Annotated in this window: 15 protein-coding genes; 4 read left to right on the top strand and 11 right to left on the bottom strand. The window is 40.5% G+C overall.

All coding sequences use genetic code 11. The annotated features are described in order from the left end of the window. Positions 1 to 61 precede the first annotated feature (61 nt). Both PQ469_RS02000 and PQ469_RS01995 read right to left on the bottom strand, forming a co-directional pair. Positions 62 to 823, bottom strand: coding sequence for a glycosyltransferase family 2 protein (locus PQ469_RS02000; RefSeq protein WP_274211490.1), 762 nt, complete (start codon positions 821 to 823; stop codon positions 62 to 64). Further along, on the bottom strand, positions 820 to 2,079 hold the full coding sequence (locus PQ469_RS01995) for a glycosyltransferase family 4 protein (protein WP_274211489.1): 1,260 nt from the start codon (positions 2,077 to 2,079) through the stop codon (positions 820 to 822). Before PQ469_RS01995 ends, PQ469_RS02000 begins: the two co-directional genes overlap by 4 nt. 188 nt (positions 2,080 to 2,267) lie before the next feature. On the opposite strand from PQ469_RS01995, the gene PQ469_RS01990 reads away from it, so the two are divergent. Continuing rightward, the gene (locus PQ469_RS01990) at positions 2,268 to 2,774 is read left to right on the top strand and encodes a serine acetyltransferase (RefSeq protein ID WP_274211488.1); all 507 of its coding nucleotides are present in this window, start codon (positions 2,268 to 2,270) and stop codon (positions 2,772 to 2,774) included. A 16-nt stretch (positions 2,775 to 2,790) separates the two neighbouring features. Further along, positions 2,791 to 3,546 (top strand): class I SAM-dependent methyltransferase, encoded by a 756-nt coding sequence (locus PQ469_RS01985; protein WP_274211487.1) that lies wholly within the window; start codon positions 2,791 to 2,793, stop codon positions 3,544 to 3,546. A 21-nt stretch (positions 3,547 to 3,567) separates the two neighbouring features. Here PQ469_RS01985 and PQ469_RS01980 read toward each other — a convergent pair whose 3' ends face one another. The 7 genes from PQ469_RS01980 to typA all read right to left on the bottom strand — a co-directional run bounded on the left by PQ469_RS01980 (position 3,568) and on the right by typA (position 12,344). Continuing rightward, positions 3,568 to 4,485, bottom strand: a complete 918-nt coding sequence (locus PQ469_RS01980; RefSeq protein ID WP_274211486.1) for a glycosyltransferase — start codon at positions 4,483 to 4,485, stop codon at positions 3,568 to 3,570. A 15-nt stretch (positions 4,486 to 4,500) separates the two neighbouring features. After that, positions 4,501 to 5,274 (bottom strand): class I SAM-dependent methyltransferase, encoded by a 774-nt coding sequence (locus tag PQ469_RS01975; protein WP_274211485.1) that lies wholly within the window; start codon positions 5,272 to 5,274, stop codon positions 4,501 to 4,503. A 56-nt stretch (positions 5,275 to 5,330) separates the two neighbouring features. Next, on the bottom strand, positions 5,331 to 6,827 hold the full coding sequence (locus PQ469_RS01970; protein WP_274211484.1) for an oligosaccharide flippase family protein: 1,497 nt from the start codon (positions 6,825 to 6,827) through the stop codon (positions 5,331 to 5,333). A gap of 74 nt (positions 6,828 to 6,901) precedes the next feature. Next, positions 6,902 to 7,909, bottom strand: coding sequence for a glycosyltransferase (locus tag PQ469_RS01965; RefSeq protein WP_274211483.1), 1,008 nt, complete (start codon positions 7,907 to 7,909; stop codon positions 6,902 to 6,904). Between the two features lie 397 nt (positions 7,910 to 8,306). Beyond that, positions 8,307 to 9,110 carry a methyltransferase domain-containing protein gene (locus tag PQ469_RS01960; protein ID WP_274211482.1) on the bottom strand — a complete coding sequence of 268 codons (804 nt, stop codon included), beginning with the start codon at positions 9,108 to 9,110 and terminating at the stop codon, positions 8,307 to 8,309. 402 nt (positions 9,111 to 9,512) lie between these two features. Further along, complete coding sequence (locus PQ469_RS01955) at positions 9,513 to 10,367, bottom strand: glycosyltransferase (protein WP_274211481.1); 855 nt, start codon at positions 10,365 to 10,367, stop codon at positions 9,513 to 9,515. 165 nt (positions 10,368 to 10,532) lie between these two features. Then, positions 10,533 to 12,344, bottom strand: coding sequence for a translational GTPase TypA (typA, locus tag PQ469_RS01950; RefSeq protein WP_090642122.1), 1,812 nt, complete (start codon positions 12,342 to 12,344; stop codon positions 10,533 to 10,535). A gap of 194 nt (positions 12,345 to 12,538) precedes the next feature. Here typA and PQ469_RS01945 point away from each other — a divergent pair, with 194 nt between their 5' ends. Then, positions 12,539 to 12,994 carry a DUF6934 family protein gene (locus PQ469_RS01945; RefSeq protein ID WP_274211480.1) on the top strand — a complete coding sequence of 152 codons (456 nt, stop codon included), beginning with the start codon at positions 12,539 to 12,541 and terminating at the stop codon, positions 12,992 to 12,994. Here PQ469_RS01945 and PQ469_RS01940 read toward each other — a convergent pair whose 3' ends face one another. Together PQ469_RS01940 and PQ469_RS01935 are read right to left on the bottom strand one after the other, a co-directional pair. Beyond that, the gene (locus PQ469_RS01940; RefSeq protein WP_274211479.1) at positions 12,995 to 13,156 is read right to left on the bottom strand and encodes a hypothetical protein; all 162 of its coding nucleotides are present in this window, start codon (positions 13,154 to 13,156) and stop codon (positions 12,995 to 12,997) included. It lies immediately after the preceding gene. A gap of 395 nt (positions 13,157 to 13,551) precedes the next feature. After that, positions 13,552 to 14,367, bottom strand: a complete 816-nt coding sequence (locus PQ469_RS01935; protein WP_274211478.1) for an alpha/beta hydrolase — start codon at positions 14,365 to 14,367, stop codon at positions 13,552 to 13,554. Positions 14,368 to 14,502: 135 nt separating this feature from the next. On the opposite strand from PQ469_RS01935, the gene PQ469_RS01930 reads away from it, so the two are divergent. After that, a complete protein-coding gene (locus PQ469_RS01930; protein WP_274211477.1) occupies positions 14,503 to 15,210 on the top strand; it encodes an alpha/beta fold hydrolase in 708 nt (235 codons plus the stop codon). Positions 15,211 to 15,234 lie beyond the last annotated feature (24 nt).

Genomic DNA, 15,234 nt, shown 5'->3' with positions numbered 1-15,234 from the left:
CAAATTTTGAATCTTATATGAAAAAGCGATGGGCAGACCGCTCATCGCTTTTTTGTTAACATCAATCATTTGTCCGCTTATTTTTCAGCCAATACCACGCCAAATTGAAAGCTATAACGAAATGGTTTAAAATCGTAGGAATTAATCCATAATATCGCTTCATAATAGCAAAACGCTCCTTCAAACTTTGCCGATGCTTTTTTTTAGACATCCCCCCTACCAGGTATTTGGCAACATACCTGTTTACGTTTATTATCTTTTTTGCTTTTTTTGCGGCGCGGATGATCCATTCAATGTCTGCACTTAACTGATATTGCATATCGTAAGGCTCGGCTAATGCCCGCCTTACGTAAATAGCCTGGTGACTAATACTCATGCCGTATTTGAACCCGCGCCACGTAAACTTTTTCGGGGCCTTATGTCGGCGCTGGCCTAAGCTCTCGCCGTTGCCTGCTATCATTTCGGTTTCGCCGTAATAAATATCGGCATTATCAGCTGCGGCAAAAACAGTGGCTACAGTGTCTGCATCAAAAAACTCGTCGCCAGAATTCATGAAGATAACGTAGTCACCAGAAGCCAACGCCAACCCTTTGTTCATGGCATCATAAATACCTTTGTCTTTTTCGCTTATTAGTTTTGCAAGTTTGGGTTTGTATTGCTCAATGACCTGTAAAGTGCCATCGGTTGATTGGCCGTCAACAACAATATACTCAATTGCAGGGTAGCTTTGCCCCAGCACCGACAGCATGGTGCGCTCAATATCCTGCACGTTGTTATAAACCACGGTAATCACTGTTAATCCCGGCTGAGTGTTTTGGATCATGCTTGTAATATGGAGTTGTAAAGCTGAATGTATTGTTCAGCAACCCGTTTATTGGTGTAGTTATCCAGCACTTTTTGCCGGGCATTTTGCGCCAGTAGAACACGATCAGCAGCCATGATAGCAGCTATGCCATTTGCAATACCTTGTGCCGAACCTAAAGGCGCCAGGTAGCCGTTTTGCATGTGATCTACCATTTCAGGAATGCCGCCGGTGTTAAACGCCACCACGGGCGTACCGCAGGCCATGGCTTCCATTACCATGTTGGGCAAATTATCCTCAAGCGATGTGGTAACAAATACATCTGCCATACTATATACTTCAGCCAGTCGGGCCTCGTCTGTAATAATATTAAGCTGATGAACCGCAAACGGGAGCGTTGTCACATCAAAATGCCTGTTCTTACCGAATATCACTATCTCAACGTTTTCCGGGCTGTCTTCCTTTAATAAATGCAGGGCCTCCACCAGGTAGGTAATACCCTTGCGTCTGTCATTAATATTTGCCGCGCCAAACAAAATCACTTTTGCACCGGCGCTAACGCCATGTTTTGCGCGGGCAAAAATTTTATCCTGCGGAGAAAACACTTCGACGTTAATGGGATTAGGAATGGCACGCATAATAAACCGCCCGGTGAGCGAGCTTTGTTTAGCCACGCTGGTTAACCATTGGCTGCAACCAACAAAAGTGAGGTTCTTTGCCCCTGTATACATAGTTTTTTTACGCTTCCAACCTTTGTGAGACAGATCATTAGGATCAGGATCACGCAAAAACGGGCAATTACCGCATTCCTGTTCAAAGCGAGTACACACGCCGGAGTAATGGCAGCCACCGGTAAACATCCACATGTCATGCATGGTCCACACAATGGGTTTGCCTGTATTAATGAGTTCGGTTAAATCAGTGATTGAAAGAAACCCGGAGTTTGTCCAGTGAAGATGCAGTACATCCGCCTCTTTTATCAACAGGTGATCAACTATGCTGGTTCCTGCATTTGCTGTCGAAAACGCAAAACGCACCGTTTTATCTTCTTCATCAAAAAGTATAAAGGGTATGCGCTCGGCCAAAAAGGTGTAGTTTGCCTTTAGTTTGCTCGCGGTATCTTTTACAATCCCCGTTACAGCGCTATTGCCGGTCTTTTTATACTGTACCAGCATTTGCGCATCAACACCGTTTTGTCTGAGTGCGTTGAGCAGGCGCGCGCTTGCTGCAGGCGCACCGCCTCCGGCATCTGACGTGTTGATGAGCGTTACTTTCATTTAGTACAAGTATAGTAAAAAACCTGAAACACCCAGGAAAAGGCCGGAAGACTAAACTATTATTCAGAAAAAATTTTACTTTTGGGGAGAAGCGCGTTTTCATCCTGAGCTTGTCGAAGGATATGCGGGCGGGCCTTTGCGCTCTACCCTTCGACGAGCTCGGGGTGACATCCATTTTAATTGAATTAATGAACGCAATAGCCTACTTATTTCAGGATCGCAAAGCCAACCGTAATAATTTTAAGGGGCAACTGGTGCTGTTTTTATTCAGGCTGGCATCATTAATAAACCGCAGTATGATAGCCAAAATACTGCTTTATCCCTACCTGCTTTGGTACCGCTACATGGTTGATTGGGTTTGGGGCATTGAATTGCCGCGCAAGCTACAGGCCGGCAAGGGCCTCATTGTTTATCACGGGCATGCGCTGGTAGTAAATCAAGGAGTAATTTTGGGCGATAACTGCGTGCTGCGCAACTCGGTTACGATAGGCCACAAAAAACTGGCCGACGGCGGTTTTACCCGCTGCCCGCGCATAGGCAATAATGTTGACATTGGCGCTAACGCCATAATTGTCGGCGATATTGAAATTGGCGATAACGTGATCATAGGTTCGGGGTCCGTAGTAGTTAAAAGTGTACCCACCAATTGTACCGTCGTGGGTAACCCGGCAAGAATTTTAGAGAAAAATATTTAGGAGGCTGACCTGATAAATGGAGAATAAGTTAACCGACCGCGCGTTTTGGAAATCATTTTGGGAGTCAAGGATAGGCCTCATCTTCAGTATAAAACCCGATTATGTTTTTGGTAATATCCTGGCAAAGATCATCAAACAAAAAAACACAAAAACAGCTATTGAGCTGGGCGGTTTCCCGGGCTATTACGCTATTTACCTTAAAAAATATCAACAGTTAAATACCACCCTGCTCGATTACTTTATACACCGGGACCTGGTAAACCAATTGCTCGCTGCCAACGGAATGAACTGGGATGATATCAATATTATTGAGGCCGACCTGTTTAATTACATTCCCGCCGAGCAATATGACATGGTGCTATCATTCGGTTTGATAGAACATTTTGCCGATACCAAGGGCATTATTGCCACCCATCTTCCGTTTTTGAAACCCGCCGGCACGCTTTTTATTACGCTGCCCAATTTTACCGGTGTTAACGGATGGGTGCAGCGCAATTTTGACCGCGAAAACTACGACAAGCATTACATTGCCAGCATGAACCCAACCCTGCTGGCCGAATATTGCCGCCAGTTGGGTTTAAAAAATGTAGAGGCTTATTACCATGGCGGGTTCTCCATCTGGCTGGAAAATAAGGCGCATCAATCCGCAATTACAAAGGGTTTTGTTAAGGCGCTTTGGCTGGCTGGAAAGATGATCAGTAAGGTTGTACCGGTGGAAAGTAAGCTGATGTCGCCTTATATCGTGGTAAAAGCTGAAGCCGGAAATCAGTGATTAGTTAATTAGAGATCAGGGTTATTTTTTTGCTACGTACTTTACCCGCCATTGTTTTATCAAACGTATACAACGCTGCAATAAAGTCCCTTTGCGGTTTTTCAGAAAATGCCAGATGGCCTGATGGGCTTTCAGATCAGCTACTACCTCAAACGGGAAATTTTTAATCGGATTTTGCGCTATGCTCACGCCGTACATATGCTCAATGTTGGAGTGTACACCAGTGCCGTCATGCCCAATGTTATGAACCAAAGAATGCGAGGGGTGCAGTGCAACACCGCCTTTTAAAAACATAGATGCATACCAGCGTATGGCCCATGAGTTGTTTTTACGCGCCTTAAATTCAAGCATCTGTTTCCAGAAATTCCCTGCGCCGTTTATAGAGAATTGCTGGATCTTTTTTTTGTCGAAACCTGCTATCAACTTGTCAATATCAGGTTCAAAGTTTTTCCATGCCCTGTCCCAGGTGGCCCAGCCCCAACTGGTGGCTATAGGGTGAAAAAATGTTTCGGGCAAGGTTATATCGGCCAGCGGGAACATGTACGCACCTATGTGCATCGCTTTTTCTTCATGCTGGTAACGGCTAAGCGCTTCGTTAAAATATTCTAAGGTGTAAGGCGACGATAACAGGTCGTCTTCAAAAACTATCACCTTACCAAACTCATTTACCAGCTGGGTAACCCCGCTGATGATGGATTCGGCCAGGCCCAAATTATGATCGCGCAAAATAACTTTTACGGTTTTAAATCCTGTGGTTTCATTAGCCACCTGTCTTACTTCCTCAACTTTAGCACGGTCGGCTTCAGTTTTTGGCGCATCGCAAAAAATGTATAGCCGCGATTCATCTGCCAACACATTTTTTTTAAGATAGGTAATGGTACGGCGTGTATGATCGGGCCGGTTATATACAAACAGGGCTATTGGGGCAAGTTTTTGCATCGATCACGTTAAAAGTCAGAACAATTCGGGTTGATGGTCGGCTTTCTTACACAAAACGGTATAAGCGTTGGCAAATTGCTCGCGTACCTTTTTTCCCATCAATTTACTTAGAGCTTGCTTAACCGAATATTCGGCTGCTATGCTTATATTTTTCAGCAAGCTTTTGGTTTTCTTTTGATTAACGTAGGTATTAAACCTGGTAACCTCGGGCTCAATCATCGATGTCAGGTCATTCTCTATCTCAAAACCTTCGGTACTTAACAGGTAACGCAGGGAAGTTGGCGTATATACATTGATATGCCCGTAAGCCAAAAAGTGCTTTATCCGTGCATCAACTCCTGCTTTATAATCGCGTGGAACCTCAATAACACAACGTTTTGCCACACGTTTTATCTCGCGCAGCAGCATGCGTTCATGCTCTACATGCTCCAACACATGCGACAGGATGATCAAATCAAAACTATCTGTTGCAAAAGGCAATTTGTAGCCATCAAATACCTGCACAGATTTGAGGTTTTTTATTTCGCGCGATTGAATATAGCTAACCCCGCTTTCCGAAATCTCGACAGCATGATATTCGGAGGCAAAATTATTGTCAGACAAAATTTTCAAGATACTGCCATCGCCGGCGCCTACTTCCAATACTTTGGCAAAAGCAGGGCCTTTGCACACATCCACAATATGCCGCGCTTTGTATTTGGCACCCAGCATACGCCATGCCTCATCGTGCTTTTGATAAAATTTATCGTAGGCGGTTTTGTAATCGCCGCTTATAATTGACTCCTGCATTGTTTACGAAGGTAAAATTATAGCTTAAGTTTTTAAACAAAAAGGTAAACTTATAGCTAATTGCGTTTATTAATTGTAGCCACTCTTTTTAGTACCGAATCTACTTTTTCATTCACATCATCAGAAATATGAAGATAATATGTCATCAATATATAAATCAGGGTTGTTACTCCACTGCGTACCGCTATATCCAGGTATAAATTGGGCATACGCCAAAAGTACTTACCCACAAAAAAGCTTACAAGGGCAATAGCCACTGCCAGGAGGTGTTTATAATGGAACGGCTGCATTTTAAACCGTACCTTAATGTAAAACCAGTTGCCCAAATTAAAAGCAGTCATTGTTATCAGGTATGCCAAAGCGGCGCCGGCACCTCCGAATTTGGGTATTAGCAGGTAATTTAAAATTACGCATACTACTCCTGAAGTAATAACAAAGCCCATCGCCAGGCGGTATTTATGAGATGCCGCAATAATAGCGGTATTTAAGCCCCCGGTGATATCAACCAAAAATCCTAAACCTATTATGATAAACACGTTAAAGTGATCGCTATATTCTTTTTTGTGAAGAATACCTGTCAAATTATCTCTGTTAATAATAATACCGATAAACAACAGCAAGCCAACAACCAATTGTATAATAGAAGTTTTATAATAAAGGCCGGCAATAGTGGGCATATCTTTTGATTTCCAGGAGTCGGTTACTATTTGATAGGTTGTACGGCTTAACGCTTGCGCCGGAACCCCTATAACTACGGCTATATTAAAGAAAAAACTATAAACCCCCTGTTCAGACAGCCCGGACATTGAACTTAGCATAATTATATCTACTTTCTGCAGCAGTACATATATCGTAGTCGATATTAAAGTGTACAAACCATAAGTTATAAGCTCTTTACTGTTGATTTTCGAGATACTTTGTCTTTTTAGTTTGATTGATATTTTTTTGGACGCAGCTATGCTGATTAACAGCATAACAGATACCAAAAAGTTAATAAAAACATATAATATTATAAACCCCTGAAAATCGATCCACTTTACTGCAAGCATTAAAATACCAGCGGTAGTAAACAGCCGCAAAAGAACATCTTTTAAAAGGCCCGAAAAAACAGTTTGGTAAATAACCCTTCCTGTCATTTCAAGAAAATTAAAGCAAATGGTAAAAAAAGTAAGCGGTATCAGGTAATAATAATATTTTAAAAACAATGGCGATTTTTGGATATAACTGGCAACAATAATTGGCTTAAATACTATAAAAAGCAACGTTGCCGCAATAAAGCCAATTAACGAAACCATTGCCGCCCAATGCATAAAACCTTTATGCTCGCGGTCTTCTGTACGGTGATAGGCAAAATACCTGGCAATAATATTAGGGATACCCAACGATGCAATAATTGAATATAAAATGGCTATACCGCCAATTAAGTTAAATAAGCCATATTCCTTAGTGCTTAAATAAATAGGGTACAATAAAACCAAGTTTATATAACCTATAACCATACCGGTATAAGTTATAAGTGTATTTTTATAAGCGTTTTTTTTAACAATGCCCATGCACAGTATTATATAAAGCTGAATTGTTTAAAAATATTTACTAAAAATAGTCCTGTTGTTTAAAAGCTGGCCTGCTAAAACTTTTCGTTATCTGCTTTACCTAATTTCCCCCTGAGCCCATCCTTTATCGCTACCAATAATTTTGAGTACGCTTCCCTTTTCGAACTTATCAAACTTATCACTTTCAGATAGCTTAAATACAACCCTTTGTTGAGTTTAAAAACCAGCATATTGCTGATAAAGTTATTGGAGTAAAAAAACATCCGGTTTCTGACATGATAATATGTTCGGAAATTCCATTGATCAAGTAAATGAGAGTGAAAGGGCCTTCGCTTGTAATCTAATCCTTGCGATTTGTCAATATCAACTATCTTGCATAGAGGTATTAGCCAGATAATGCCCTTATTTTTGGTAATACGATAAGTGTACTCAGAATCGTCGACATATAAAAACAGCCTTTCATCAGGAAACCCAATATCATTAATTATTGTTCTGTGAAGCAATAATCCCCCATAAGGAACGTATGGCATCTGAACCCGGCTTTTATACGGCCCATCTTTCTGAAATTTATAGTTCAACTTACGATATTGGTTAGCTAATATCCTGAAAACATTAAATCCCATAAAATCGTTAAAAGTCAGGTAGCGAAGAGAATTTTCTCCTTTTGCTATTTTTACGTGTTGTATTCTGTCTTCGCGAAGGCAAAACAGAGCCTTCTTGTTGTTGGCACCTTCAATACTTTGCCATTCTGTCAGCAGCTTGGTAAGCACATCGGCATCGGGCAGGTTATCGTCGTCAAGCAGGAAAAAAAAATCGGCTTGGGTGTTTTCTACGGCATGTTCAATCGCCGTTTTATACCCCCCTGCTGATCCTGTATTCTCGGTATTACTTATAACAATTATTCTACTGTCTTCCAGTTTTTTTACTTCATCTGTCACACTATATGCCGAAGCATTGTCAATAACAATCACCTGCGTTATTTGATCATAGGCAAGTACGCGTTTTAGTACTTTTTCCAGAAACCGCCACCTATCGCCATAAGTAACAGTTAAGATACATACACTATTTTCTAAGCCTGACATCGGTCGTCAAAATTATCATTTTATCACTAATAACTAACATGTTTTAATTTATCAAACAATTGCAGTGTCAACCGTATAGTAGCATTTTTCAAGGTGGACGCTACTGTACAAATCCCTAACAATCTGGTATCCGATTTGCGTTAATTGCAAAAGTTGATTTATAAATATTTTAGGATGGCTTATTCATGAGCGGGCAAAACACCGGCAAATGATATTGTAAAGAACCGTTATTTACCTATACGAGGCTATATTTCGATGTTTATCGCAGTACAGCGATAAAAGGCTTTACAACTGACACCTGAAGAAACTGATTTGAAATAGCCCTTCCGCCACAAGCTTAAAAAAAAATCTGTCTGTTATAAAAGTACCGGCGCTGGCTTATGGCATTAAAATCAGGCTATTGCTTAATGCCGACAATGGTTAAATGATGTGGGAAAGATGAATCGGTAATAAGTACGGTAACGTTGAGGTAATTAAATATCTGGGTTAAAAGATCGAGGTTATACACATGTTGGTGCATACAGCGATTATTAATATTATCTAAACAACGTTGTTTAAATTGGTCCATATCGGTCACTCCCCCATCGCGTTCAAAATCATGTAAGGTTAGTACCTCATCAAGATGTGTTAAATCATTTTCATCAGTATTTTTATTATAATCGTCAATCAGGTGCTGCAGTTTAGTGATAGGCCGTTTATGATCAAAGGTATATTTTGGATTCGGCAAGATGAGTGTAAGCGCCCCGCCGGTTTTTAATACTCTGAGCCATTCTTTTAGCGCCTTTATTGGGTTGGCAATATGTTCCAGGCTGTGGCTGGATAAGATAAAATCATATGATGAGGAAGCTATAGGGTTCAGGTCGATACCATCTAAAATATATTGATGCCCAACCAAATTTGCACCTGTACTATAAGTTGGCCCCTCTTTTATCGTGTTTTCCCACACGGTGTTGTTGCTGAAGTTGACTCCATCAACCTGTTTGGCCAAAGGGTAAACAGGTATATAACCTTTAACTCCGAATATCGGACTTGGTCCACCAATTTCGAGTCCTCTTTTTTCGCGGTATAAATAGGATATTTTATTCAACGAACCCAATTTGGTACGAAATTTCGAGTACAAATATTGCGCTAAACGCATTGGGGTTTTAGATAGCGTTGTAATGTACTTTATTTCCCAGTTTAGCTTTTCTTTAAAGGTCATTAGATAAATATAGAGGGTATCGCAGTAAATTAAGCCGCAAATATAGGCATATTCAATATTCATACAACACTAAGGGTGCCAGGCGAAGAAACAAAAGGAACTTTCTTCGTTTTCAAATATCACACCGATACAACCTAATTACAAAAACCGGATCAACAAGGATGAATCGAGATATAATTGGACACCTATGAATGTTGTGCTTGGGCGGCCCAGGGTATTGATTTTGCCGTGTTCCATACTGAAAGCTTCCCGGGTTAGGAGAATAAGCCGGTATTTAATAAAAGGCCATGCCTATTTTCAGCATTAGTATGCTCAATACATGTTTTTGGCTTTCTTTTAGACGCCAATAAAAAAACGGCATTAATTAACAAGTTGGGTAACTGGGAGAAGAATAAAATGCTGCTATTGAAGCTTACCTGTCTTTTTAGTGATAAAATGCAGCCATCCTTTTAGCATAAACCTGAGTTTTATCATCTTATGCTTTTCATATAATAAAACATGCCTCAGATCTCTAAACATGCTTAAAAATACATTATAACAAAAGTTGGGATAATGCCGCCAGTACTTGAATATAAACATTAGTTTATTTCTTGTAATATAATACCGCCTTATCTCGTTGTAATTAAGCGCGGTTATTTGGTAGCCCGCAGGCGATTGGTGTTTGGTTGCATTGCCCAGGCCGTGCGAAAGGTGTACAGTATTAAGCCTTAGCACCTTAAAGTTATGCATATTTAGGCGCAGGCAGTAGTCCCAATCAACCGCATCAATAAAATATCGTTCGTCAAAACCGTTAATCTGCCGGTAAGCAAACAGACTAATTAGGTTTCCCGATGTCATGGTTGTTAGCACCACATCATCATGAGTTGCCGGCTTAACAGAAACATTGGTTTGATGAAATGGCGATACAATACCAGTAAACTCGTCATCCTGCTGTATTGCAAATTCAATTAGCCGTAAAATATCACCCGGCTCAAATTTGCTGTCCTGATCCATCGTGAGCAACCAATCGGCTCCGTTAGCGATGGCCAGCTTTGCACCCTGGTTTAAGGCATTAGCGATGCCCTGGTTGGTTTGGTTTTTTATATATACGCATTTAGAAATGGCGCTTAGCCCGTTAATAATACTTAAATCGGTCTCGCCAGAATTATCAATAATGTACAAATGCTCCAAACCATCGATATATGATTTGATATTACCAACAACCGAAATATCAGGCTGATATAGAACTACCACACCTTCAATTTTATTTTTCTGCATCAGCTTATCAAATTAAAAACGGCAGGCATTCGGGCATTATCGAGCATGTAGCCATGTTTACAAAAATATACAAAAGCAAATAACTTAGGTATCGCATTAATTATTGTTAAAAAAAAGAGGCAAACCTAAGCTTGCCTCTCTCAATATTATAATTCATCCACCAAATTATTGGCTTGTGAATTTCTTAGCGTTAATTTTACGCTCGTTTTCGTTCAGGTAGATTTTACGTAAACGGATGCTTTGCGGCGTAACCTCGATGTACTCATCAGCCTGGATGTATTCCATTGATTCTTCTAACGAGAATTTAATGGCCGGCGCAATCCGCACGTTGGTATCGCTACCAGATGCACGCATGTTGGTTAATTGTTTGCCTTTTGTTAAGTTAATAACCAAATCGTTATCACGGATGTGCTCGCCTAATACCTGTCCTTCGTAAATATCAACTCCCGGATCAACGTGGAACCTGCCACGGTCCTGTAATTTATCAATTGCGAAAGCGGTGGTTTTACCTGTATCCATAGATACCAATACACCATTTAAACGGCCTGGGATAGTACCTTTCCATGGCTCGTATGCTTTAAAGCGGTGTGCCATAATAGCCTCGCCACCTGTAGCTGTTAATACGTTGTTACGTAAACCAATGATACCACGTGCCGGGATATCAAACTCCAGGTGTTGTAAATCACCTTTAGGTTCCATCACCAACAGGTCGCCTTTACGTTGTGTTACCAGCTCAATTACTTTACCTGCAACATCGCCAGGTACATCAACAATAAGCGTTTCAACCGGCTCGCATTTAACACCGTCAATTTCTTTAACGATAACCTGCGGCTGGCCTACCTGCAATTCGTAACCTTCGCGACGCATGGTCTCGATCAATACTGATAAGTGAAGAATACCACGACCATACACCAGGTATGAGTCAGGCGATTCGGTTTCAACAACCTTAAGTGCCAGGTTTTTCTCCATCTCTTTGTACAAACGGTCACGTAAGTGGCGCGATGTAACAAATTTACCTTCTTTACCAAAGAAAGGTGAAGTATTGATGGTGAACAACATGTTCATGGTTGGCTCATCAATTTTGATAACTGCCAGTTGCTCTGGTTTTTCAAAATCGGCAATGGTATCGCCAATATCAAAACCTTCAATACCTACTACCGCACAGATATCGCCCGAGCTAACTTCTGTAGCGCGTACTTTACCTAAACCTTCAAAGGTATAAAGCTCTTTAATTCTTGATTTTTGAATAGTGCCATCGCGTTTTACCAAAGATACCGGCTGGTTTTCTTTGATGGTACCACGTGCTACACGACCGATAGCGATACGGCCTACGAATGACGAATAATCCAAAGAGGTAATCTGCATTTGTAAAGTACCTTCGGCAATAGGTGCGGGAGGAATGTTCTCTAAGATGGCATCCATCAACGGGAAAATATTATCTGTAGGTGTTTTCCAGTCGGTGCTCATCCAGCCTTGTTTTGATGAACCGTAGATAACCGGAAAATCCAGCTGATCTTCAGTTGCTTCAAGGTTGAAGAACAATTCGAATATTTGTTCGTAAACTTCTTCAGGGCGGCAGTTTTCTTTATCTACTTTGTTTACCACCACAATTGGTTTTAAGCCTAAAGCCAAAGCCTTTTGGGTTACAAAGCGTGTTTGAGGCATAGCACCTTCAAAAGCATCGCAAAGCAGCAACACACCGTCAGCCATTTTCAATACACGCTCAACCTCGCCACCAAAATCGGCGTGACCAGGAGTATCTATGATGTTTATCTTAACGTCTTTATACCTTACCGAAACGTTTTTTGATACGATGGTGATACCTCGCTCACGTTCCAGGTCATTGTTGTCCAATATTAATTCACCAGTTTCCTGACCATCACGAAAGATGGCGCAACTGTGTAAAATTTTGTCAACCAATGTAGTTTTACCGTGGTCAACGTGTGCGATAATCGCAATGTTTCTTATTTTTTGCATGAAATATGCCCCTATAAATTTGGCGCAAAGGTACGTTTAATATATGAGAATTTAAAACGTGGTCAAGTTATAGTTGATATAATGATTTAGATTTAACAATTCAAGCAGTTGAAGTTTACATTTTTAAAAAAAACAATTGTAATAAACGTCTTTTCTGATTTTTAAAATCACAGTTGTTTTATAGTTTTACTGCTATGAATGAGGACAAATACATTAAGATAGAAAACACCTCTGATTACAAAATATTTACTTTCATTAGCCAGGGCAGGCATGGCGAACTGCTTAAAATTGTCAGATTTGATGAACTTATAACAAGAGAAAATACCTACAACTTAGCTTTAGGCACTGTGTTACAAAATGGAAAAGTAGATTTTACAAGTACAACCAATAATGGCGACAGAAATAAAATATTGGCAACAGTTGCCGGTATTGTATACATTTTTATAGAAAACCACCCCAACAAAACTGTGTATTTGACCGGCAGTGACGAACGAAGGACATTACTTTATCAGCGCGCTATCGCTTATGGCTACCACGAGTTAATTCAAACGTTTAATGTATATGGCGAAACTTTAACAGATGAAGTGAGTGAGTTTGAATATTTTGATCGGGCAAAAAAATATTGTGGATTTCTTATTGAAAAGAAATAATCAGCTATGGGCAATTTGCTTCCCAAATTTTTCTTCAACCTTTTTTAGCTTTTCAGGTAAAAATTCAGGACCAGCATATTTACTGAGCGCATCATTTACTGTCAGTTTTATTTCCGTTTCACCTTTGATGCTTTGCTTTTTATACTTGCTCTGATCTTTCATCTTTTAATAATTATTGATCGTCAATCCATTACAAATATAACGATATTTTAATTTGTTTGTTATTTCAAAAGCATCCTACAAATCTGCTTTCAACATCCTTTCAGCTATCATCTCCAATTCATTTTGCATCGGTATTGGTAACGCCTCAATCTTTTCGATGAATTTAATGTCCATCGTATACATATAGTCGTGAAATTCTTTTAGCGGCTCGTCAAAATCAGTTGCCATAAGCACTCCGCCAACGTCGCTTAATCTATCTTCGCTCCCTTCTTTTCGGCTTCATTAACCAATTTAATTATAAAATGCTAAACCTGGTACCTCGAACTTAATGGAAGCTTTTCTATCACCTTAATAATTATATCATTCTCCATGTAAGCAATTTAAGCAATCGAAACTTATACTCCAAACGCCCAACACAAAAATTTACCCATTACCCTACCCCAGGTTTCAGTGTTATGGCTGCCGCCAACCACCTCTACATACTGAATATCGGATGGGCGGGAGAAGCCCTTTGCCTCGAGTTCCTTAATCAGATCGATGGTATCGTCAATCGCATCTATAATCCCGTTTTTATTCCTGTCGCTGGTTTCATCTTTTGTACCTGTTTGCAGCCAGAACTTTAAACCGGGTTTACCTTCGGTTTCCCTGATTAAAGTATGCGCAATCCGGTCGTTGTCAGTATATCCCTTAGCTAAATCCTTACTTCTCCACCAAAACGAACCTGAAAATACCCCAACTTTATCAAACACATCCGCGTTGTTCCAACAAATGTCAAATGCCGATAATCCACCCAAAGAAAAACCTGCAAAGGCTGTATTTTCAAATTCGTGAATACCTGTTCCGGCTTTTATCTGTGGCAGCAATTCGGTTATTATAAATTGAGTATAAATATCAGCTTTAGCGCCCCGTTTTTTAAAATCGGGCCGGCCGGCTACGCCATATTCCTGCAGCCGGTCTTCACCGGCATATATGGCTGCAATCATTATTGGCTTCAGTCGGTTGGTATTGTAAAGTTTTTCAAGTGTCTGGCTAAGTTCCAGGTTCTCCAGCTCCTGCCCATCATTCAGCAACAACAGGCTTAACGGTTCTGCAATTTCCTGTTCATCGGGTATTAATAGCGTGCATAATACCTCTCTTTCAAGCAAGGCAGAATTTATCGTTATCCTTTTTTCTATTATCGTCATCTCTGTTTCAACCCAGCCCCAATTCATCTTATGTTAATTTTAAAGGGCACAAAAGTACGCTATGTTTTCAAATTATTACGCTAACGTATTAATTTATCAGTTAGTTGCCTTTTTCAGTTAAAGCACTTAACTTACATCATTTAAAAACTTAAACTGCCCATTTTGACCGAAAAATATCATCGCTGGTACTCGCCAAATCTAAACCTGCATGTAGAAATGCTGGTATTTGGCGACCGTGGTTTTCCTGTCATCCTATTCCCTACTACCAAAGGGCGCTATCACCAAAACAAAGATTTTGGGCTGATTGATCGCGTGAAATGGTTTGTAGATGAAGGCCTGGTGAAGATTTATTGCCCCGATACATTAGACGACAGAACCTGGTACGATAAAGGCATCCACCCGGCCGACCGCGCCCGTAATTACAGCTGGTACGATAAAATGCTTTTACATGAGTTGGCCCCATGGGCCATGCACGAAACGGGTGTTGGTAAAGTAGCAGTTGCCGGATGCAGTTTTGGCGGTTACCATGCAGCAAACTTTGCATTTAAACACCCCGAAAAAGTGGCGCATCTTTTTACAATGGGCGGGGCATTTGACATTAAAATGTTTACCGACGGCTTTTATAACGATGATATTTTTTACAACAACCCTGTAGATTATTTGCCCGGCAGCAACGCGGGCGACTTATGGAACATCAACATCATCCTGGGCACATCTGAGCACGATATTTGTAAAGATTATAACATACAGTTATCAAACATACTAAACAAAAAAGGCATTAAGCATTGGTTGGATATCCGCCCGAATGCCAGCCACGACTGGCCGATTTGGAAGGAAATGTTTCCGCATTATTTATCAACGATAAAATAATTATTGATTTACTTAATTAGTGAA

Source organism: Mucilaginibacter sp. KACC 22773, from assembly GCF_028736215.1.
Classification (GTDB): Bacteria; Bacteroidota; Bacteroidia; order Sphingobacteriales; family Sphingobacteriaceae; genus Mucilaginibacter.
This window is presented reverse-complemented; position numbering and strand designations above follow the sequence as displayed.